Here is a 20,617-nt window from a genome sequence, read left to right as displayed (position 1 = left end):
CCAGAAGAATGATAGGGCCAAGAAGCCATAGGGGAGGAGCATGTAATGAATCTATTACGTCCAACACGTCGTCAGTTTCTGGCGGGAACAGCGGCCATCGCCGCCTCGGGTGTCACGGGCATTAGCCCATCTTTCGCGCAGTCGGGCGCCCAGTCGACCGTTGACTGGAAGAAGTATGCTGGCACCACGCTTGAAGTAAATCTCATCAAGAGCCCGCGCGGCGAAATCCTTCAGAAATATCAGAAGGAATTCGAAGAGCTCACCGGCATCAAGGTCAATTCCGAGCAGATGCCGGAACAACAGCAGCGCCAGAAGGCGGTGATCGAGCTGACGTCTGGTCGTCCGAGCTTCGATGTCATTCACATCAGCTATCACGTTCAGAAGCGTCAGTTTGAAAAGGGTGGCTGGCTTGCTGACCTCAACCCGTTCCTGAAGGACCCGACGCTGACCGATGCATCACTCGCAGAAGATGATTTCGCGAGCGCTGGCCTGACATTCGCGAAGGATGCCAATGGCCGCTTTGGCGCGCTGCCTTTCTCGGTCGATTACTGGATCATCTACTGGAACAAGGAACTTTTTGCCGCCAAGGGCATCGAATTCCCGAAGACTTTTGAAGAATTGGTTGCGGCTGCAGAAGCGCTCACTGATCCATCAACCAGAACCTATGGTTTTGTCGCACGCGGCATGAAGAATGCCAATGCGCCGGTCTATACCAGCCTCCTGCTCGGCTATGGCAAGCAGTCGGTTGACGCGGACGGCAATCTGCAGACGGATTCGGCTGAAGGCATTGAAGCCGCCAAGCTCTATCAGCGCCTGATGACCAAATCGGCACCTCCCGGCGTTGCGGGCTTCAACTGGGCTGAATGCCAGTCGAACTTCCTGCAGGGCCGTGTCGGCATGTGGCTCGACGGTATCGGCTTTGCGCCACCGCTCGAAGACCCGAACAAGTCGCGTGTTGTCGGCAAGGTTGGTTATGGCGTCATGCCAGCAGGCCCGAATGCACAGGCAGCACCAACCACCGGCGACGGTATCGGCGTGACCGAAGCTTCCAAGAACAAGGAAGCCGCTTATCTCTATTGCCAGTGGGCCATTTCCAAGGAAATGGGTGCGCGCCTGTTGCAGTCGGGATCTGGTGTTCCGTTCCGCAAGTCGGTAATCGATGATGAAGCTGTGCGCAAAGGCGTCACCATGCCAGCGGGCTGGGTGGAAGCTCTGTCGAAATCTGCCCCGATCAGCCAGCTCTGCCTGCCGGTCATCGTACCTGTCACGGAATTCCGCGACATCATCGGTGTCGGCCTCACCAATCTGTTGAATGGTGCTGACGCAGAAACTGAAATGAAACGCGCGACGGAAGAATTCCGTCCGGTCCTCGCACGGAGCGAAGGAAAATGACATCTGCTGCCCCGATCGGTGCAAAAACGGAAGCTGCTGCCAATGCAGCTTCCTCCACCAAGACTGGCAAGAGCCGCTTGCGGCCAAGTTACTGGCCATTTGTTCTTCCAGCCTTGATCACCGTCGGGGCGGTGATTGTCTTCCCATGGGTGTTTACGCTCTGGATGAGTGCAAACCAGTGGCAGCTCGGCGGGGAGCAGAGCTTTGTCGGCTTCGACAATTATCTGCGTCTTGCAGCCGATATGCGCTTCTGGGAATCCATGTGGCATACGCTTGTTTATACGGTTCTCTCGGTCGTGGCGCCAATGATACTGGGCACGATTGCAGCGCTGGTCTTTGACAGCAAATTGCCGATGCGCGGGCTGTTGCGCGGCATCTTTGTTATGCCGATGATGGCAACGCCGGTTGCGGTCGCCCTTGTCTGGACAATGATGTATCACCCGCAGCTTGGCGTGCTGAACTATCTCCTGTCGCTGATCGGTATTGCGCCACAGGAGTGGATCTTTAATCAGAGCACGGTTATCCCGTCGCTGGTGCTGGTTGAAACCTGGCAGTGGACGCCGCTGGTGATGCTCATTGTGCTGGGTGGCCTTGCTTCCATGCCGCGCGATCCGTTTGAAAGTGCGGAAATCGATGGCGCCAATGGCTGGCAGAAATTCCGCTATATCACGCTTCCGATGATCCTGCCGTTTATCATGGTGGCTGTAATCATCCGCTCGATTGATGCGCTGAAAAGCTTCGACATCATCTATGCGATGACGCAGGGCGGCCCCGGAACGGCATCGGAAACCATCAATATCTATCTCTATAACGTGGCGTTTTCCTATTACGACATTGGCTATGGATCGGCGATTGCCGTGGTGTTTTTCATTGTCATTATCGCCATGTCGATGATCCTTCTGGCCCTGCGCCAGCGGACCAAGTGGAACTCGTGAGGACCGACCATGGCACGTAAGTCAATTCTATCTAAGCTTGGCACGGCACTCATGGTTTTCGTGATCGTGTCGCCCGCAATCTTCTTCTTCGTCTGGATGCTGTCGCTTTCGTTGAAATATGAAATCGACAACGGCGCTTATCCGCCAATCCTGATTCCTGACCGCATAGCATGGTCGAACTATACCGGGATTTTTGAGACAAACGACTTCCTGCTCTATTTTTGGAACAGTATTCTCGTCACCGGAACCGCCACTTTACTGGCATTGCTGGTTGGTGTTCCGGCAGGTTACGGCATCGCACGTCTGCGCGCCAACAAGTCGGCAATCGTCATCATGATTGCGCGTATGACGCCGGGTCTGTCTTACCTGATCCCGCTGTTCCTTCTGTTCCAGACGCTGGGACTGCTCGGCACGCTCTGGCCGCAGATCATTATCCATCTGGTTGTCACCGTTCCCATCGTGATTTGGATCATGATCGGCTATTTCGAGACAACACCGTTGGAGCTTGAAGAAGCCGCCATTATCGATGGTGCATCCTCGTGGCAGGTGTTCAGAAAAGTGGCACTTCCCATCGCCAAGCCCGGCGTTGTGGTGTCGCTCATCCTTGCGGTGATCTTCTCGTGGAACAATTTCGTTTTCGGCATCGTGCTTGCAAGTCGCGAGACACGCACCCTGCCGGTCGCAGTTTACAACATGCTGTCCTTTGAACAGGTCAGCTGGGGTCCGCTTGCCGCCGCAGCCCTCGTGGTCACATTGCCGGTCCTGTTGCTAACTGTTTTCGCACAGCGCCAGATCGTTGCAGGTCTGACAGCAGGCGCCGTCAAATAAGAGTTGAGGTTTAAGATGGCATCTGTATCCATCCGAAATGCAATCAAGAAATATGGCAATGTCGGCGTGTTGCACGGCGTATCAGTGGATATTCAGGACGGCGAATTTGTCGTGCTGGTCGGCCCGTCGGGTTGTGGCAAGTCAACGCTTTTGCGCATGATCGCAGGACTTGAAGAAATCAGCGATGGCGAAATCGCCATCGGCCCGCGTGTGGTCAATGATCTGCGCGCCAAAGAGCGCGATATTGCCATGGTGTTCCAGAATTATGCGCTCTATCCGCATATGACGGTGGCTGACAATATGGGCTTTGCGCTCATGCTGAAAAATGCACCGAAGGAAGAACGCGACAGCCGCGTCAATCGTGCAGCGGAAATCCTCGGCCTCAACAAGCTGCTCGACCGCTTCCCGCGCCAGCTTTCCGGTGGTCAGCGCCAGCGTGTGGCGATGGGCCGTGCGATCGTGCGCGATCCGCAGGTCTTTTTGTTCGATGAGCCGCTATCCAATCTCGACGCTAAATTGCGCGTGCAGATGCGCGGCGAAATCAAGAGTCTGCATCAGCGTCTGAAGACCACCACGATTTACGTCACCCACGACCAGATCGAAGCCATGACCATGGCTGACAAGATCGTTGTCATGCGTGATGGTCTGGTGGAACAAATCGGCGCACCGCTCGATCTTTATGACCGCCCGGCCAATATGTTTGTCGCGGGCTTCATCGGTTCCCCATCGATGAACTTCGTAAACGGCAAGATCGAGGAAGGCTCGTTTGTGGCTGACGGTGGATTCCGCATGGCCCTGCCGGAAGGCGATTATGCAAGTCTTTCGGGCAAGGCCGTTTATGGTATGCGCCCTGAGCATATGAAGATTGCAGAGCAGGGCGTGCCAGTCACGGTTGATATTGTCGAGCCGACTGGCTCGGAAATTATGGTCATGGGCAAGCTCGGCGATCAGCCGATTACCTGCCTGTTCCGCGAACGCCTGACCGTGCGTCCCGGCGATGTGCTGACCATTGCGATTGATCCAGCAACAAGCCATGTGTTTGAGCCGGAAAAAGGCAAACGCGTCAGCCGTTAAAAACTAAATATCAAAAAGAAAACGCCGGGTAAAAAGCCCGGCGTTTTTGACATTTGTTTTACGCGCATCTTATCCGAAAACCGGTTCCCACTTTTCGGGATGCGCTCTATTCCGCCGCTTCTTTGACCGCCATCGGATTGTTCGGATGGGTTGTCCAATTGGCATATTGTGCCGGGATTGGTGCCTTGGTGCGTGGATCGAAATCTCCGATCTGCTCCATGGTGATGCAATCCTCGACCGGGCAGACATTGACGCAGAGATTGCAGCCAACGCATTCCTCATCGATCACCTCAAAGTGCCGCGCACCATTCACCAGACTGGTGATTGCCTGATGCGAGGTATCTTCGCAGGCAATATGGCAACGGCCGCACTTGATGCAAGAATCCTGATCAATCCGTGCTTTGGTGACATAATTGAGGTTGAGATACTGCCAGTCGCTGACATGCCCCACCGCCATGCCGCGGAAATCATCGAGCGTCTGATAGCCTTTGCTGTCCATCCAGTCGGAAAGACCATCGATCATTTCTTCAACGACCTTGAAGCCATAGGTCATAGCAGCGGTACAGACCTGAACCGTGCCGCAGCCGAGCGCGATAAATTCGGCAGCATCGCGCCATGTGGTAATCCCGCCAATGCCTGAAATCGGCAGGCCGTAGGTTTCAGGATCGCGTGCGATTTCAGCCACCATGTTCAGCGCAATCGGCTTGACGGCTGGTCCGCAATAACCGCCATGGCTGCCGCGACCATCGATGGACGGCACCGGTGACATGCTGTCGAGATCGACCGACACAATCGAATTGATCGTGTTGATCAGCGATACCGCATCGGTGCCGTTTTCTTTCGCGCCACGCGCTGGCTTGCGAATATCGGTGATGTTCGGCGTCAGCTTGGTAATCACCGGCATACGGCTATATTGCTTGCACCATTTCACAACCATGCCGACATATTCCGGCACCTGACCGACAGCCGCACCCATGCCGCGCTCGCTCATGCCGTGCGGACAACCGAAGTTCAGCTCAATGCCGTCGGCACCGGTTTCTTCCACCAGGGGCAGGATTGCTTTCCACGCTTCTTCTTCGCACGGCACCATGATCGAAGCGATCAATGCGCGGTCGGGCCAGCGCATCTTCACTTCTTTCATTTCACGCAGGTTCACTTCAAGCGGCCGGTCGGTGATCAGCTCGATATTGTTAAGACCAAGCAACCGCCGGTCAGCACCATGGATCGCGCCATAACGCGGACCATTGACATTGACCACCGGTGGGCCTTCAGCCCCCAGCGTTTTCCAGACCACGCCACCCCAGCCAGCCTTGAAAGCACGCTCGACATTGTAAGCTTTGTCAGTCGGCGGAGCCGAAGCCAGCCAGAACGGATTTGGAGATTTAATGCCGAGGAAGTTCGTTGAAAGATCAGCCATGTTTACTCTCCTCAGCCCTGTTCCTGGCCCAATGGCACACTGCGGTCGCGCAAAGCAGAGGGGGAGGGCGCATGAAGTGCGCCGCCCGACAATACCGCATCGGCAAAGCCTTCAATCGCTTCGGGACGTTTTGTCAGCGTCGCATGGATGGATTCTGCTGCAACCTTGCCGTCTTCCACCGATGCAACGGTCAGATCCTGACCACCTGCAACGCAGTCACCCCCTGCCCATATGCCCTCAACGGATGTGCGACGATCTTCATCGACGCTGATGCGTCCTTTGGAAAGCCCGATGCCAGATCCCGCAATTGGTTCGGGTTCAAACTTCTGGCCGATAGCCTTGAAGACCTGATCGGCTTCAAGAATGAGATATTCGCCGGTGCCGGAAAGCTTGCCGCTATCGGCATTGGTATATTCAAACACAACCGCATTGACGGTACCGTCTTCGTTCCGCTCAAGGGCATGCGGCTGCAACCAGTGACGGATCACCACGCCATGAATCTGTGCCAGTTCCTGCTCATAGGCACTGGCATTCATGTTTTCCTGACCGCGACGATAGACGATGGTGACGTTTTCAGCGCCAAGCTTCTTGGTCTGAATGGCAACGTCGACTGCAGTCATGCCGCCGCCGATAACGACAACATTGCGACCCACAGGGAGCGAAGCGAGGTCTTTTGCCTGACGGAGATTGGCGATGTAATCGACGGCATCGATCACGTTGGGCGCATCTTCGCCGGCAAGCGCCAGATCGTTGACGCCTGGCATGCCCATGCCGAGGAAAACTGCATCATAGCCCGCCTTCAGCGCTTCAATGGTGATGTCCTGACCGAGCGTCTGGTTATATTCGATATTGATCGCGCCGATTTTCAGCACGAATTCAAGTTCGCGCTGGGCGAAATTATTGACTGTCTTATAGGCGGCAATACCATATTCATTAAGACCGCCGCCCTTGGGCCGCGCCTCAAAAATCGTCACCTTATGGCCATACATCGCAAGGCGATGTGCAGCGGAGATACCTGCCGGGCCGGCACCAACGATTGCGATGTGCTTGCCGGTATCAGGCGCGCGCTTGAATGGGTGATTGCCGGTTTCCATCAGAACATCGGTGGCATAGCGCTGCAATTCGCCAATCTTGACCGGCTTGCCTTCAGACGTTTCGCGCACACACACTTCTTCGCAGAGCGTTTCTGTCGGGCAAACACGGGCGCACATGCCACCCAGAATGTTTTCTGAAAGAATGGTCTTTGCCGCACCGATTGCATTGCCGGTGTTAATCTGGCGAATGAAACGCGGAATATCGATGCTGGTCGGGCATGCATTCATGCAAGGCGCATCATAGCAATAATAGCAGCGGTCGGATTCAACGAGGGCTTCATGCTTGTTGAGCGGCGGATGCAGATCATCGAAAACATGCACATAGTCGGCCTTTTCCAGCCGCGAGCCATGAATATCAGGCCCGTTCGCATGTCCCGGATTATCAATTGCATCAATAGGCGAATTGTCTGCTGATCTCATCGATCGCATCTCCCATTTTTGCTTGTTCAGGCGCGGGTTCCCTTTGCACACCTTGAACGTTGTTCCGGGCTGCGATCTTTGCCGTCGCGTGATGCCCGTTAAAGACAGGATGACAGATTTTTACGGAAGGTCAAATTTTTTATCATCTGGTCAATTTATGAGAGTTAGGCACTAGAAATAGAGAGGGGCCCGGCTTTGGAAGCGCGGGCCTTTGAGAGCTGATCAGAGTGTGAAATCAAAGCGGATCGGACTTGAGGCCGTCCGGTGTCACTTCCGAGGCAGGGAAAGTTTGGGATTCTTTGGGGAGTGCCGGGCGCGAGCTCAGCACCAGAGCACAGCCACTGATAATGACAGCAGCACCGACAAACTGGATCAAGGAAAGTTGTTCTTTGAGGAACACCGCACCGACGAGAACCGCGATGACCGTTACCACGAATTCAACGCTGATAGCTTTTGTCGGCCCGACATTTCCAACCAGTTTGAAATAAAGCACATAGGTAAGCGCACTCATCACGCATGCCGAAATCAGCAGATACACAAAATCAATCATCCCTGGCATGGCTGGCACAGGAACGGCCAAGATCAGTGGCAAACTCAATATGCCGCCAAACACGAATGCGCCGATGGTGGTTTCCCATGAGCCGGTGGTAGAAAGACGACGGCTTGCATAGTTGCTGCCGAAAGCTGCGGAGAAGCAGGAGAAAAGCACAGCAATACAGCCCATGATGAATTCAGGCGTAACCGCAACAGCCGGGAAGCCGACCAGAAGCACAATGCCGGTCACGCCGAGGAGCAAGCCGATGAGGCCGCGCGACGTGATGCGTTCGAGACCCCAGAGCTGGCTGATTACCATCGAGAAAAGCGGAATGGATGCGACGCAGATCGCGGCCATTGCGGTGCCGATAAGCGGCGTCCCGTAGGAAAGGCCAATAAGCTGGCCCGCAACGGTGGTTGCACCAACTACGGCGAAGGGTTGCCAGCCCGCCTGAAAATCAAGATTGCGTCCGGAGAGTTTCGCGATTGCAAAAAGTGTTCCGGCGGCAATGAAGGAGCGGAAGGCAACCGCACCAGCCCAGCCAAAGGCTTCGACCACGCGCAGCACCACGAGGAACGAAAGTCCCCATGCTACGGCAAGGAAAATATAGGTCGCGACGTCTCTGGGTTTCATGCCAGCGGGCTTTCAAGAAGTATTGCGAATTATCGAATACCGGATTGTTAAGGAACACCGTTGCAGCTTTATTAGAGTGAAGCTGGATCAGGTCGTTTTTGCGGCGGCGTTCGATGCCGCTTCTGCGATATTGGCAAAGAAGCGGTCTGCAATTTTTCGTGCGACTGAGCCGAGCAATTTCGTGCCGATCTGTGCCACCTTGCCACCGGCATCGCCACGTATAGCGTAGGATAAAATCGTGTCGTCACCATCTTCGTCCAGGCGCACATCGGTCGCACCGTGCGCAAACCCTGCTATAGAGCCTTCCCCATGGCCGGAGATCGTATAAGAGACAGGCGGTTTCATATTCGACAATTCCAGAATGCCGTGAAAGCGGACTTTCAGGATTCCGAAACTCACTTTGAGGGCGGCACGTATCTCTGTTTCCGAAATGCGCTCTATATCTTCGCAACCGGGAATGCAGGATTTCAGCGTTTCAATGTCGTTCAACGCATCCCAGACTGCTTGGCGTGGTGCCGCAATCCGCTCTTCTCCGGTCAGGTCCATGCTTCACTCCGAGGTGGATCACCCTAAATTGATCAATATGGTGTATATGACACTCTGTCCAAATTGGAAGTTCGGTAATTTATTTGCCGCAAATCCTCTCTAAAACGCTTAATGTCCGCAATTAAATCGATTTGATTCGGGAGTAGCATCATGGCAAGAGACGCGACGAAGCTTGAAGCAACGGTCGCAAAGCTTAAAAAGCACTGGGCGGATTCGGCCCCGCACGATATGCGCGCGGCGTTCAAATCAGACCCGCGCCGGTTCGAGCGGTATTCGCTATCCCTGGATGACCTTCTGTTCGATTGGTCAAAATGCCGGGTCAATGACGAGACGATCGGGCTCCTCAAGGAGCTGGCCGTTGCTGCCGATGTTGAAGGCCGTCGCGCAGCGATGTTTGCGGGTGAGCACATCAACAACACGGAGGACCGTGCCGTTCTCCATGTCGCGCTGCGCGATACTTCCTCAAAGGAAGTGCTTGTTGACGGACACAATGTTGTACCGGACGTGAAGGAAGTGCTCGACCGTATGGCGGCATTTGCGGATGGCATTCGGTCGGGTGCGATCAAGGGAGCGACCGGAAAGAAGATCACCGATATCGTCAATATTGGCATTGGCGGGTCCGACCTCGGACCGGTCATGGCAACTCTGGCTCTTTCCCCATATCATGATGGCCCGCGTGCGCATTTCGTCTCTAATATCGACGGTGCTCATATTGCGGATGCGCTTGGCATTCTCGATCCTGCGACGACGCTTGTCATCATCGCTTCCAAGACGTTCACGACCATCGAAACAATGACCAACGCGCAGACCGCGCGTAAATGGGTAGCAGATGCACTTGGAGAAGCGGCTGTGGGCGCCCATTTCGCTGCTGTCTCAACCGCATTGGACAAGGTTGCCGCCTTCGGCATTGCTGAAGACCGGGTCTTTGGTTTCTGGGACTGGGTCGGTGGACGTTATTCCGTATGGTCGGCCATCGGCCTGCCTGTGATGATTGCGATTGGACCGGAGGATTTCCGCAAGTTTCTGGCAGGTGCGCATTCGATGGATGTGCATTTCCGAGACGCGCCGCTGGAAAAGAACTTAGCCGTCTGGCTTGGTCTCATCGGTTACTGGCATCGTGCGATCTGTGGTTATGGCAGCCGTGCGATAATTCCATACGACCAGCGTCTTGCCCGTCTCCCAGCCTATCTGCAGCAGCTGGACATGGAGTCGAATGGCAAAAGCGTCACGGTCGACGGCAAGCCGGTTTCCGGTCCGACTGGCCCGGTTGTGTGGGGTGAACCTGGCACGAACGGCCAGCACGCTTTCTTCCAGCTTCTGCATCAGGGCACCGACACTATTCCGCTCGAATTCATCGTTGCGGCAAAGGGCCATGAAAAGCACCTCGACCATCAGCATGAAATGTTGCTGGCGAATTGTCTTGCACAGTCCGAGGCCTTGATGAAGGGGCGTACCCTTGATGAAGCGCGGGCGCAGTTGAAGGCGAAGAACCTGCCGGAAAGCGAAGTTGAACGCATTGCTCCGCATCGCGTTTTCTCAGGCAATCGCCCTTCGTTGACGCTGGTTCATGACAAGCTTGATCCGTTTGCTCTCGGACGTCTGGTAGCGCTGTATGAACACCGCGTGTTCGTCGAAGCACAGATTTTCGGCATCAATGCTTTCGATCAATGGGGCGTGGAGCTTGGCAAGGAACTTGCCACCCAACTTCTGCCGGTGGTTTCGGGTGAAGAGAGCAGCGACGGTCGCGACGCTTCCACACAAGGGCTTGTCGCGCATCTGCATGCGCGAAGGAAAGCTTGACGGCATTCTTTGCACAGCTAGAAATAAAGGAGAGCCGGGTTTGTAACCCGGCTCTCTTCATGAGAAATAAATGGGAAATGAAATGAAAACCGAGATCGTAAAATTTGCCGGCGATGTACCGGGAAATGCCATCGAGTTGCGCGTGCTGCGCTTTGCAGGCAAGGACAGCGATGCGCCTTCCGCCTATTTGCAATCTTCGCTTCATGGGGCCGAACTTCCGGGTCAGGCGGCTCTTCATTTCCTGGTTCCGATGTTGAAGAAAGCGACTGAGGAAGGGCGCGTTCTTGGTAATATTACCATTGTTCCGCAAGCCAATCCGATCGGCTCCAATCAGTGGCAGGCACATCAGCATCTCGGCCGTTTCGAGACGTTTTCGCTGACCAATTTCAATCGCGCTTTCCCACTACTGCCGGATTTCGACACGTCTGAACTGCCGGAGCCGGATGCGCCGATCTCACTGGCTCAGCGCCTGAAGGCGACGCTTTTGAAGCTGGCTCTGACGAACGATATCGTGCTCGACCTGCATTGCGACGACGAGAGCGAAAATTACGTTTATATCGCGGAAGAATTCGCCGAAGACATGAAGGATCTGGCCATCGCGCTCAATTCGACGGCAATCCTCGCATGGGACACGACAGCCGACGCAGCTTTTGAAGAAGCCTGTGCGCATCCGGTTCTGCAACTGCCGGCGGACAAGCGCAACATGAAACGCCGGGCTGTTACAACGGTTGAATTCCGTGGCTTGAGCGATGTTTATGCCGATATGGGCAAAGGCGATGCCGAAGGTCTGTACAAATTCCTCGTGCATCGGGGCGTTGTTCGCGACGACAATGTGAGGCTAGAGACGGAATATAAGGGTCTTGTCACGCCGCTCTCACATGTTGAGATGTTGCGCGCGCCGGAAGGCGGTATGGTGCTCTTTCATGTAGCGCCGGGCGATGAAGTAAAGGCGGGAACGAAGCTGGTTACAGTGGTTACGAAGCCGGGTGAACCGGAGGGCGACATTACGCTGACCGCACCGCAGGCAGGCCGCATCCTAACTCGTCGTTCGCTGCGTTATGTGCGTCGTGGGGATGATCTTCTCAAGCTGCTTGGGGCACAGCCATCAACCGTCAAGAAGCGTGCCGGTGCGCTGGAAGCATGAGCGACAAGCTTTCCGCAGAACGTATGAAATCAATCCGCGCCGTCCTGTTCGACAAGGACGGCACCCTGATCGATTTCGACCGCACCTGGTTTTCAATCTCGTGGCAACTGGCGCAGCGTGCAGCAAAAGGCGAGGAGCTGCGAGCTCGCGCGTTGCTCGATGCGGGAGGTTATGACTGGCTGACCGAGCGTTTCCGGGCCAATTCGGTCATTGCGGCAGGTACAGTCGAAGATATCGTTTCACTTTGGCATCCAGACGTCGCATCCGAGCAGGTGCGCAAACTGGTCGAAGAATATGATGCTTATTGCGTCACCGAAGGTGCGCGTTCGGCGGTTGCGATCGAAGCCGTTCGCGAAACGCTGGAAACGCTGCGGGAGATGGGGCTTCGCCTTGGTATTGCCACCAACGATTCCGAGGCCGGTGCCCACGCAACTGCCAAAGCTCTGGGTATCCACGGGCTCTTCGAAGTTGTGATTGGCTACAACACGGCGGCGCGCCCAAAACCTTATCCCGACCCGCTGCTCTATTTTGCAGAAAAGCTGGGATTGGCACCCCACGAGATCGCCATGGTCGGCGACAATCTGCATGATCTGGAAACAGCCCATGCTGCCGGAGCAGGGCTTGCAGTCGGTGTTCTATCGGGCAACTCTCCTCGTGAGGCGCTGGAGCCTCATGCCGATGTGGTGCTGGATAGCGTTGCTGGATTGCCTGAATTATTGAAGAGATGAGTGCTGGCTTCCATTCAATTCGTTGAATGGAAGCATCATGACAATTCATCTTCAATGCTCTTGCGGTGTGATCGGTGTGGAGTAGCATGACGGAACGTTCAACGTTCCCGAGCTATGTCCATGATCCTGATTGGTCAGTATGATTCCCCTTTTGTGCGGCGTGTCGCTATCGCCATGCGGCTTTACGGCCTGCCGTTCGAGCATGAACCATGGTCGACATTCGGTGACCGTGACAGGATTGCGGAGTTCAATCCGCTGAGCCGCGTGCCGACGCTTGTCCTCGACGATGGCGACGTCGTGATCGAAAGCGCGTCGATACTCGATTATCTCGATGAGATCGCAGTCGGCAAGCCTCTATTAGTGGCGCAAAAAGGTATCGAGCGCCGTCAGGCTTTGAAGATATGCGCGCTTTCTACCGGTCTTGCCGATAAAGCCGTGAGCCTTCTCTATGAGGGTTTGCTGCGAAGCGAAAAATCAAGCGTTTGGGTGGAACGCTGCGAGACACAGATCGCGCGGGTGCTGGATGTTCTGGAAAGTGATCTTGCGGAAAGGAAATCATCATACTGGTTTGGAGACGATATTGGACATGCCGATATCGCGGCGGCTTGTGCGCTTCGCTTTCTGCGCGAGGCGCATCCAAGCCTCTTTAATAAGCAGAAATATCCGGCATTGGCTGGTCTGGCAGCTCGATGCGAAGCGCTGGCACCTTTTCAGGAGATCGTTCAGCCTCTGGTGCCGCCCTCTGCATGATTCAGTCTGAAACAAATGCGGCCGGATGAAATGTCCGGCCGTATTTGTTTGTAAACTTCAACGTTCTCAGTCGCGAAGTTCGCGACGCAAAATCTTGCCGACATTGCTCTTTGGCAGGCTTTCGCGGAACTCGACTTCGCGCGGACGCTTGTAGTTGGTGAGACGTTCGGCACAATAGGCTTTGACTTCGTCTTCTGTCAGGTTGAGGTCGCTACGGACAACGAACAATTTGACGACTTCGCCCGAATGTTCGTTCGGTATGCCAACGGCAGCCGTTTCCACGATGCCGGGGTGACCGGCGGCAACTTCTTCAATTTCGTTTGGATAGACATTGAAGCCGGAAACCAGGATCATGTCCTTCTTGCGGTCTACGATTTTAGTGTAACCGCGTTCGTCCATGAATCCCATGTCGCCCGTGCGGAAGAAACCATCCGGCATGATCGCGCGTTTGGTTTCATCGGGACGTTCCCAATAGCCCAACATCACCTGTGGTCCGCGCACGCAGATTTCCCCGACCTCTCCGAGTGCCAGGTCACGTCCGTCATCGTCACGGATTGCCACATCGGTCGATGGCATGGGCAGGCCGATGGTTCCGGAGAAATCGGTCGCATCAAGCGCGTTGGCGCAGGCGACGGGCGAGGTTTCCGAAAGGCCGTATCCCTCGGTGACGTGGCAACCAGTCATTTTCTGCCAGCGTTCGGCAACAGGACGTTGCACAGCCATTCCGCCGCCGAGAGTAAGAATAAGAGGTTTGAAATCCAGCGTCTGGAAATCAGGGTTGTTCATGAGGCCGTTGAACAAGGTGTTGAGGCCCGGGAAGATATGGAACGGGTATTTCTTCAGCTCTTTGACAAAGCCGGAAATATCGCGTGGATTGGGAATGAGGATATTTCGCGCACCAAGCTTGATGCCGATCATCGCATTCACGGTGAGCGCGAAAATATGGTAAAGCGGCAAGGCGCATACGAAGTTCAGGGCCTTGGGCTTGCCTTTGTTGCGGAAAGCAACCTCCATCCAGACATGCATCTGCTCCACATTTGCAAGAATATTGCTATGGGTGAGCATGGCGCCTTTCGAGACGCCAGTCGTACCGCCGGTATATTGCAGGAAAGCAAGGTCAGAACCTTGAACCGGAATGGGGTTGAAGGATTGGGCACGGCCTTGAGCCAATGCATCCTTGAAACGGATATGCCCCGGAATGTTCCACACAGGCACCATTTTCTTCACGCGGCGCACGACGAAATTGATGATGTGGCCCTTGAAGCCATGCATGTCGCCCATTGAAGCGACAATGATATTGGGAACATTGACGGAGTTGAGGGTCTTTTCCACCGTCGATGCGAAGTTCTCCAGAACAATCAGTGCTTTGGCGCCGGAATCGTTCAGCTGGTGTTCCAGTTCGCGCGGCGTATAAAGCGGATTGACGTTCACCACCACGAAACCGGCGCGGAGAATAGCTGTAAACGCAATTGGATAATGCAGGATGTTTGGCATCATCACTGCGACGCGATCACCTTTGACGAGGCCACGCGATTGGAGGAATGCGGCAAGCGCGCGCGAGTACTCGTCTAGCTTCTTGAAAGAAAGATCCTTACCCATGCAGGTAAAGGCGGGATTGTCGGGGAACTGCCGACAGGACGCCAGAATCATATCGCCAATAGACGAGGTATTGCTCAGATCGATTTCGTGCGGAACGCCGACCGGATACGATTTGAGCCAGATTTTTTCCTGCGTCAGCACGCCTTTCTTGGCTGTATCTGCTGCGACGGATTCAACTACGGATGCAATTCGCCCAGTTGTTTTTTTTGCCATGTCTTCTCCCCGGATTGCTCCGTCCTAAGTTGGGCAGCCTGTGCGCCCTCCGTCTCCCAAGCTGCCCGCCCGGACAGCCTCCTCGCCATAAATGTGGTCGAGTTTTACTCTCTTCGCAAGAGTTACATTGACGTAAGCGTAAATTATAAAGGAGTCGAGCGTCTTCCCCAATTTTTAAGTTCAGCAATCACAACAGGTTGAAAGATGCCGCGGGAGAAAATAGCAGGTCCGATGGGCGGGTCATATCGCAACTATGTGTAATCTTGCGTCTGATGAGCTTCGAATGCCTGATTTCGCAGAGATCGAATGAGTATCGAGATTGCCTTGCCGCCATAGGTGACGAGATCGTAGTTCCTGTCGCCGCGCAACCACTCATTGAGGAGCCCGCTCAACATGGAAAGCAGGATCGGTGCGGCCGTGCCTGCTGTCCATTCCTTTGAAAGTTCTCCGCGTCTTTCCGCTACGGCGAGCAATCCTGCGAACAGTGAAAGGACATTAGATCGCGCTTCCCTGAGCCTGTCTTCAAGTGGGGCCATTTCACCGACGAATTCACATCGCTGGTTGATGATAATGAAAATGTTCTGCTGACGTTCATCGTTCGAGAAAAGATGGAGAGCCTGGATAATTGATTGTTCCAGAACGTGCATTGGATTGGGGTGATTGACAACCGCCGCCTGCAACATGATTTCTTCTTGCGGGAACCGGACACTGCCTATGATTGTGCGGGCAATCTCAAGCTTGTCGTGGAAGTGGAAATAAATCGCACCACGCGTCACTCCCGCATGACATGCGATTTCCATCAGTGTAGATTGGTTGACACCACGCTCGAGGAAAACCTGCTCGGCAGCCATAAGAATGGCTTCCCGGGTTTCAGCGGCCTCGGCTTTTGTTCTTCGCATGACTTCTCTCGGGTAGATACAGGCCAGCAGCCCAGTTGCCACTGAAACTGGATAACTCATTCGTGATCTGTAATATTAGGTGATTGACTATAACACGGTAGTCCGTATTTACAAACACTCGTGTATGTTAAATTGGCAGCACCGCGCGACAGCAAGGGCACTCCCATCATGACTTTGAACCGTTCTATTCGGCTTTTTGCGGCAGGGGCCGCATTTCTTGTCTTTGCGGGGCAACCCGTCCTGGCACAGGCACCGGGGGGTGCAACACCGCCTCCACCGCAGGTATCCGTTACCGTGGTTGAACCGCATGATGTACCTGTTACCTATGAATATGCGGCGCGTATCAGTGCATATCGCGATGTTCAGGTCCGTGCGCGTGTGGGCGGAATACTGCTTCACCGCAATTTTATCGAAGGCACGGAAGTCAAAGCGGGCGACGTGTTGTTCGAAATAGACCCGGCCCCTTATGAAGCGGAGCTTGAGAAGGCTCAGGCTCAGGTCGCTCAGGCCGAAGCTCAGTATCAGCAGTCCATTCGGGATGCTCAGCGTGCAGAACAACTGGTACAGCAGAAGGTGCAGAGCACTGCAGTTCGTGATTCTGCTTTCGCGACGCGCGACTTGAACAAGGCGTCGGTTGCAGCAGCCAAGGCGCAGCTTCGTACCGCAGAGCTTAATCTGAGCTATACCAAGGTAACCGCGCCGATCAGCGGCATCACCAGTCTTGAGCAGGTGAACGAGGGCAGCCTTATTGGCACAGATGCATCCTCGAGCCTCTTGACCTCGATCACACAGCTTGATCCTGTCTACGTGAACTTCTCCTTCACTGACACGGAAGCTGCAGAAATCGATCGTTTGCGTGCTGAACGCGGTGCGACGGGTGAAGATGCCGATCGCCTCAAGATCAAGGTCCTGTTCGGTGACGGACGGGCTTATGATCATGAAGGTACTATAGACTTCACCTCATCGTCACTCGATACGGAAACGGGCACGCTTGGCGCCCGTGCTGTTGTTGAGAATCCCAATCGCCGCCTGATTCCCGGTCAGTTCGTCCGTGCTGTGATCCTTGGCATTCAGGTCAAGAACGCTATCACGATCCCGAAAGCAGCCTTGCTCCAGGGCCCGCAAACGCAGTTTGTGTATGTGGTCAACAAGGACAATATCGTTGAAGTGAGACCGATCACGGTGTCGCGTGAACTGAGTGATGCGTGGCTTGTTTCCGAGGGCCTTAATGCAGGCGATCGGGTTATAAGCGAAGGACTCGTCAAGGCAGCCCCGGGTAAACCCGTGAATCCGGTCGACGCAGCTACCGAAGCAAGCAATCAGACATCGCCTGACAAGGCCGATGCTGAAGCTGGCAAAGAACAGGCGGTAGACAAGCAATGAATAGATTTTTCGTCGACCGCCCCGTTTTCGCGGCGGTCATCTCCATTGTGCTCGTGCTGGCTGGCTTGATTTGTATCCGGATCCTGCCGATTGCCCAGTACCCTGAACTGACGCCGCCGCAGGTGGTCGTCAGTGCAACCTATCCCGGTGCAAGTGCCGAAACGGTGGCGCAGACTGTTGCTGCGCCATTGGAACAGCAGATCAATGGCGTCGAGAACATGCTCTATATGCAGTCCTCGAGCCTTGGTAGCGGTACGATGCAGTTGACCGTGACCTTCGCTCTGGGCACCGACCCCGATCAGGCCACCATCAACGTCAACAACCGCGTACAGCGTGCAACCTCGTCGCTTCCGCAAGAAGTTCAGCGTCTCGGCGTCACGGTGGACAAGCGTTCCACCACGATTCTGGGCATGGTTGCGATGTTCTCAGACAGTGATCGCTATGATCGCACTTATGTCGGTAACTATGCGCTGCTGAACGTGGTCGACGACCTCAAGCGTCTGCAGGGCGTTGGCGATGTGCAGTTGCTCGGCAATATTGACTATTCGATGCGTATCTGGCTGCGTCCAGACAAGCTGGCGCAGTATAATCTGACCCCGAGTGATGTCTCGACGGCTATCCAGGAACAGAACGCGCAGTTCGCAGCGGGTCGTTTCGGTGATCAGCCCGATCCACAAGCCGGGCCGTTCACCTATACGGCGACCACGCAAGGGCGTCTGCCGGATGCTGCTGCATTCGAGAACATTATCCTGCGTTCAAGCTCCAATGCTGCAACGTTGCGTCTGAAGGACGTTGCACGCGTCGAGCTAGGTACGGAAAGTTATCTTGTCGACAGTAATCTTAATGGTACGTCTGCGGTTCCGATTGCAATCTATCTGCAGCCGGGCGCAAATGCGCTCAACACGATGGAACTCATTCAGAACCGTATGAATGAGCTGAAGGCGAGCTTCCCGGCAGGTATCGATTATTCGATTCCGTTCGATACGACGAAGTTCATCAAGGTTTCCATCGAGGAAGTGATTCACACCTTCATCGAGGCGATCATTCTCGTCGTGCTGGTGGTGTTCATCTTCCTGCAGAACTGGCGCGCGACGCTCATTCCAATCATCGCAGTGCCGATCTCGATCATTGGCACATTCGCGGGCATGTATGTGCTCGGCTTCTCCATCAACCTCTTGACGCTGTTCGGTTTGGTGCTGGCAATCGGTATCGTGGTCGATGACGCTATCGTCGTTCTGGAAAACGTCGAACGTATCATGACGACCGATAAATTGTCACCGCGCAAGGCTGCCATCAAGGCCATGGGCGAAGTGACGGGGCCGGTGGTTGCGATTGTTCTCGTGCTCTGTGCCGTGTTCATCCCGGTGGCCTTCATGGGTGGCCTTGTCGGCGAAATGTACAAGCAGTTCGCCGTCACCATCGCGATTTCGGTGACGTTGTCCGGTCTTGTCGCTTTGACTCTGACACCGGCGCTCTGCGCACTGATCCTGAAGCCCGGTCACCACGAGCCGATGCTGCCGTTCCGTATCTTCAACCGCTTCTTCGAGCGGGTGACGGACGGCTACTCTCGTGGCGTTCGTTTCTTTTTGAAGCGCGCGGCAATCGGGCTGATCCTGTTTGCAGGCCTTCTTGGTGCCACGTACTATCTTTTCGAACGGGTTCCGGGGTCGCTGTTGCCTGACGAAGATCAGGGCTACCTGTTCAGCGTTGCTGTTCTGCCTCCTGCGGCCTCGTTGGAGCGCACAACGGCGGTTCTTGATCAGGCGAGTGCGAATATCCGGAAAAACCCGGCTGTGGAAAGCGTCTTCGCGGTATCCGGCTTCGATCTTCTGTCGGGCGGTCTGAAAACCAGTGCGGGCACGATGTTCATCATGCTCAAGGACTGGAAGGAACGCACGACACCTGAAACCGATGCCCGCAATCTTCCCGGTGCAATCATGGCCATGAATTCGGGCATCAAGGACGGGCTTGTGCTGGCATTCAATCCGCCTCCGATCATGGGCCTCAGCACGACCGGCGGTTTTGAACTCTACGTTCAGGATCGCACAGGTGGTGGTGTCGAATCGCTGACGCGGGCAACCAACCTCATCACCGAGGCCGCGGCCAAGCGACCGGAACTGCAGGGCGTGCGCACGACGTTCGATCCGAACGTTCCGCAGTACGACATCCAGCTTGATCGCGAAAAGGCGAAGGCCATGGGTGTGCCGATCAACTCTGTATTCACTGCAATGCAGGCGACGTTCGGCAGTCTCTACGTCAACGACTTTACGCTGTTTGGCCGCAACTATCAGGTCAACTTGCAGTCGGAAGCTGAATTCCGTCGTGATCCAAGCGATCTCAAGCATGTCTTCGTACGGGCCAATTCCGGCAGCATGATCCCGCTTGATGCTCTTGTGACCGTCAAACGTATTGTCGGCCCCGATCAGCTCGAACGCTTCAACGCCTTCAATGCAGCGAAGATCACTGGTAATCCTGCGCCAGGTTTCACCTCTGGCGATTCCATCAAGGCAATGCAGGAAGTGGCAGCGGAGGTTCTTCCGCAGGGCTACCAGATTGCATGGACAGGCTCGGCCTATCAGGAAGTCACCACCAGCGGTACAGGTACCCAGGCAATGATCTTTGGCCTTGTCATGGTGTTCCTGATCCTGGCTGCACAGTACGAACGCTGGAGCCTGCCACTCGCTGTCATTACCGCGGTGCCTTTTGCAATCTTCGGCGCGCTGTTGGCAACCGATCTGCGCGGGTTGACCAATGACGTGTACTTCCAGATTGGTCTGGTGACGCTGATAGGTCTGGCCGCGAAGAATGCGATTTTGATCGTGGAGTTCGCGGTGCTCGAACGAGAGACAGGCAAATCAGCTATCGAGGCGGCAGCGTCGGCAGCCCGCCTGCGCTTCCGTCCGATCGTGATGACTTCGCTGGCCTTCATTCTTGGCGTGGTGCCACTTGCGATCAGTACGGGTGCCGGTTCGGCAAGCCGTCACTCGATCGGTACGGGCGTTATCGGCGGCATGTTGGCGGCAACGTTCGTCGCTACGTTCTTCATTCCCATGTTCTATAGTCTGATAGCGCGCAAGCCTCCGAAGCGGCCAGAGGATGAAGATGTAAATGAAACGACTGGTCCGTCCGGTCCGAATGGCCAGACAGATAGTCAGATTTAGTCCGTTTCGAACGTCAAACAAAAGCCCCGCCGATAGGCGGGGCTTTTTACATCGGTCAATGCTCAT

At 55.0% G+C, this 20,617-nt stretch carries 16 protein-coding genes; 10 read left to right on the top strand and 6 right to left on the bottom strand.

Annotated elements, in window-relative coordinates; all coding sequences use genetic code 11:
* The first annotated feature begins 45 nt into the window (after nt 1–45).
* Genes AAE521_RS05965 through AAE521_RS05950 form a run of 4 tightly spaced genes read left to right on the top strand, consistent with a single transcriptional unit; the run spans nt 46 to nt 4,229 of the window.
* Entirely contained in the window at nt 46–1,392 is a 1,347-nt protein-coding gene (locus tag AAE521_RS05965; protein WP_342060727.1) for an ABC transporter substrate-binding protein, read from the top strand.
* The gene (locus AAE521_RS05960; RefSeq protein ID WP_010658185.1) at nt 1,389–2,327 is read left to right on the top strand and encodes a carbohydrate ABC transporter permease; all 939 of its coding nucleotides are present in this window, start codon (nt 1,389–1,391) and stop codon (nt 2,325–2,327) included. Before AAE521_RS05965 ends, AAE521_RS05960 begins: the two co-directional genes overlap by 4 nt.
* A 9-nt stretch (nt 2,328–2,336) precedes the next feature.
* The gene (locus AAE521_RS05955) at nt 2,337–3,155 is read left to right on the top strand and encodes a carbohydrate ABC transporter permease (RefSeq protein ID WP_071631933.1); all 819 of its coding nucleotides are present in this window, start codon (nt 2,337–2,339) and stop codon (nt 3,153–3,155) included.
* A gap of 15 nt (nt 3,156–3,170) precedes the next feature.
* A complete protein-coding gene (locus tag AAE521_RS05950; RefSeq protein WP_071631934.1) occupies nt 3,171–4,229 on the top strand; it encodes an ABC transporter ATP-binding protein in 1,059 nt (352 codons plus the stop codon).
* Between the two features lie 106 nt (nt 4,230–4,335).
* On the opposite strand, the gene preA is transcribed toward AAE521_RS05950, so the two are convergent.
* The 4 genes from preA to AAE521_RS05930 form a co-directional block, all read right to left on the bottom strand.
* A complete protein-coding gene (preA, locus tag AAE521_RS05945) occupies nt 4,336–5,646 on the bottom strand; it encodes an NAD-dependent dihydropyrimidine dehydrogenase subunit PreA (protein WP_010658188.1) in 1,311 nt (436 codons plus the stop codon).
* A gap of 11 nt (nt 5,647–5,657) precedes the next feature.
* Nucleotides 5,658–7,169: an NAD(P)-dependent oxidoreductase gene (locus tag AAE521_RS05940; protein WP_206044304.1), complete on the bottom strand. Its 1,512-nt coding sequence runs from the start codon at nt 7,167–7,169 to the stop codon at nt 5,658–5,660.
* A 226-nt stretch (nt 7,170–7,395) separates the two neighbouring features.
* The gene (locus AAE521_RS05935) at nt 7,396–8,328 is read right to left on the bottom strand and encodes a DMT family transporter (protein ID WP_071631936.1); all 933 of its coding nucleotides are present in this window, start codon (nt 8,326–8,328) and stop codon (nt 7,396–7,398) included.
* Between the two features lie 87 nt (nt 8,329–8,415).
* The gene (locus tag AAE521_RS05930; RefSeq protein ID WP_071631937.1) at nt 8,416–8,874 is read right to left on the bottom strand and encodes an SRPBCC family protein; all 459 of its coding nucleotides are present in this window, start codon (nt 8,872–8,874) and stop codon (nt 8,416–8,418) included.
* A 150-nt stretch (nt 8,875–9,024) separates the two neighbouring features.
* Between AAE521_RS05930 and pgi the strand changes: the two genes are divergently transcribed.
* From pgi to AAE521_RS05910, 4 genes are all read left to right on the top strand, one after another.
* Nucleotides 9,025–10,674 (top strand): glucose-6-phosphate isomerase, encoded by a 1,650-nt coding sequence (gene pgi / locus AAE521_RS05925; protein WP_071631938.1) that lies wholly within the window; start codon nt 9,025–9,027, stop codon nt 10,672–10,674.
* A gap of 82 nt (nt 10,675–10,756) precedes the next feature.
* On the top strand, nt 10,757–11,818 hold the full coding sequence (locus AAE521_RS05920) for a succinylglutamate desuccinylase/aspartoacylase family protein (RefSeq protein WP_071632014.1): 1,062 nt from the start codon (nt 10,757–10,759) through the stop codon (nt 11,816–11,818).
* A complete protein-coding gene (locus AAE521_RS05915; RefSeq protein ID WP_342060726.1) occupies nt 11,815–12,546 on the top strand; it encodes an HAD family hydrolase in 732 nt (243 codons plus the stop codon). The genes AAE521_RS05920 and AAE521_RS05915 overlap by 4 nt, the downstream gene beginning before the upstream one ends.
* A 120-nt stretch (nt 12,547–12,666) precedes the next feature.
* Nucleotides 12,667–13,296 (top strand): glutathione S-transferase family protein, encoded by a 630-nt coding sequence (locus tag AAE521_RS05910; protein ID WP_071632015.1) that lies wholly within the window; start codon nt 12,667–12,669, stop codon nt 13,294–13,296.
* 66 nt (nt 13,297–13,362) lie between these two features.
* Here AAE521_RS05910 and AAE521_RS05905 read toward each other — a convergent pair whose 3' ends face one another.
* Nucleotides 13,363–15,108: a long-chain fatty acid--CoA ligase gene (locus AAE521_RS05905; protein ID WP_071631940.1), complete on the bottom strand. Its 1,746-nt coding sequence runs from the start codon at nt 15,106–15,108 to the stop codon at nt 13,363–13,365.
* 251 nt (nt 15,109–15,359) lie between these two features.
* A complete protein-coding gene (locus tag AAE521_RS05900) occupies nt 15,360–16,007 on the bottom strand; it encodes a TetR family transcriptional regulator (RefSeq protein WP_071631941.1) in 648 nt (215 codons plus the stop codon).
* Nucleotides 16,008–16,175: 168 nt separating this feature from the next.
* Between AAE521_RS05900 and AAE521_RS05895 the strand changes: the two genes are divergently transcribed.
* Together AAE521_RS05895 and AAE521_RS05890 are read left to right on the top strand one after the other, a co-directional pair.
* A complete protein-coding gene (locus AAE521_RS05895) occupies nt 16,176–17,390 on the top strand; it encodes an efflux RND transporter periplasmic adaptor subunit (RefSeq protein ID WP_071631942.1) in 1,215 nt (404 codons plus the stop codon).
* Nucleotides 17,387–20,551 (top strand): efflux RND transporter permease subunit, encoded by a 3,165-nt coding sequence (locus AAE521_RS05890; protein ID WP_342060725.1) that lies wholly within the window; start codon nt 17,387–17,389, stop codon nt 20,549–20,551. Before AAE521_RS05895 ends, AAE521_RS05890 begins: the two co-directional genes overlap by 4 nt.
* Nucleotides 20,552–20,617: the final 66 nt, after the last annotated feature.

The sequence above is a fragment of the Brucella cytisi genome, from assembly GCF_038433355.1.
GTDB lineage: Bacteria > Pseudomonadota > Alphaproteobacteria > Rhizobiales > Rhizobiaceae > Brucella > Brucella cytisi.
Note: the sequence above shows the minus strand (reverse complement) of the source record. Positions and strands in the feature narration are given on the sequence as shown.

Bases quoted from the DNA above. Each gene is read 5' to 3' on its own strand.
- AAE521_RS05950 (WP_071631934.1), top strand. From the start codon at position 3,171: ATGGCATCTGTATCCATCCGAAATGCAATCAAGAAATATGGCAATGTC.
- pgi (WP_071631938.1), top strand. From the start codon at position 9,025: ATGGCAAGAGACGCGACGAAGCTTGAAGCAACGGTCGCAAAGCTTAAA.
- AAE521_RS05900 (WP_071631941.1), bottom strand. From the start codon at position 16,007: ATGCGAAGAACAAAAGCCGAGGCCGCTGAAACCCGGGAAGCCATTCTT.
- AAE521_RS05940 (WP_206044304.1), bottom strand. From the start codon at position 7,169: ATGCGATCGATGAGATCAGCAGACAATTCGCCTATTGATGCAATTGAT.
- AAE521_RS05935 (WP_071631936.1), bottom strand. From the start codon at position 8,328: ATGAAACCCAGAGACGTCGCGACCTATATTTTCCTTGCCGTAGCATGG.
- AAE521_RS05895 (WP_071631942.1), top strand. From the start codon at position 16,176: ATGACTTTGAACCGTTCTATTCGGCTTTTTGCGGCAGGGGCCGCATTT.
- AAE521_RS05955 (WP_071631933.1), top strand. From the start codon at position 2,337: ATGGCACGTAAGTCAATTCTATCTAAGCTTGGCACGGCACTCATGGTT.
- AAE521_RS05960 (WP_010658185.1), top strand. From the start codon at position 1,389: ATGACATCTGCTGCCCCGATCGGTGCAAAAACGGAAGCTGCTGCCAAT.
- preA (WP_010658188.1), bottom strand. From the start codon at position 5,646: ATGGCTGATCTTTCAACGAACTTCCTCGGCATTAAATCTCCAAATCCG.
- AAE521_RS05890 (WP_342060725.1), top strand. From the start codon at position 17,387: ATGAATAGATTTTTCGTCGACCGCCCCGTTTTCGCGGCGGTCATCTCC.
- AAE521_RS05905 (WP_071631940.1), bottom strand. From the start codon at position 15,108: ATGGCAAAAAAAACAACTGGGCGAATTGCATCCGTAGTTGAATCCGTC.
- AAE521_RS05910 (WP_071632015.1), top strand. From the start codon at position 12,667: ATGATCCTGATTGGTCAGTATGATTCCCCTTTTGTGCGGCGTGTCGCT.
- AAE521_RS05965 (WP_342060727.1), top strand. From the start codon at position 46: ATGAATCTATTACGTCCAACACGTCGTCAGTTTCTGGCGGGAACAGCG.
- AAE521_RS05920 (WP_071632014.1), top strand. From the start codon at position 10,757: ATGAAAACCGAGATCGTAAAATTTGCCGGCGATGTACCGGGAAATGCC.
- AAE521_RS05915 (WP_342060726.1), top strand. From the start codon at position 11,815: ATGAGCGACAAGCTTTCCGCAGAACGTATGAAATCAATCCGCGCCGTC.
- AAE521_RS05930 (WP_071631937.1), bottom strand. From the start codon at position 8,874: ATGGACCTGACCGGAGAAGAGCGGATTGCGGCACCACGCCAAGCAGTC.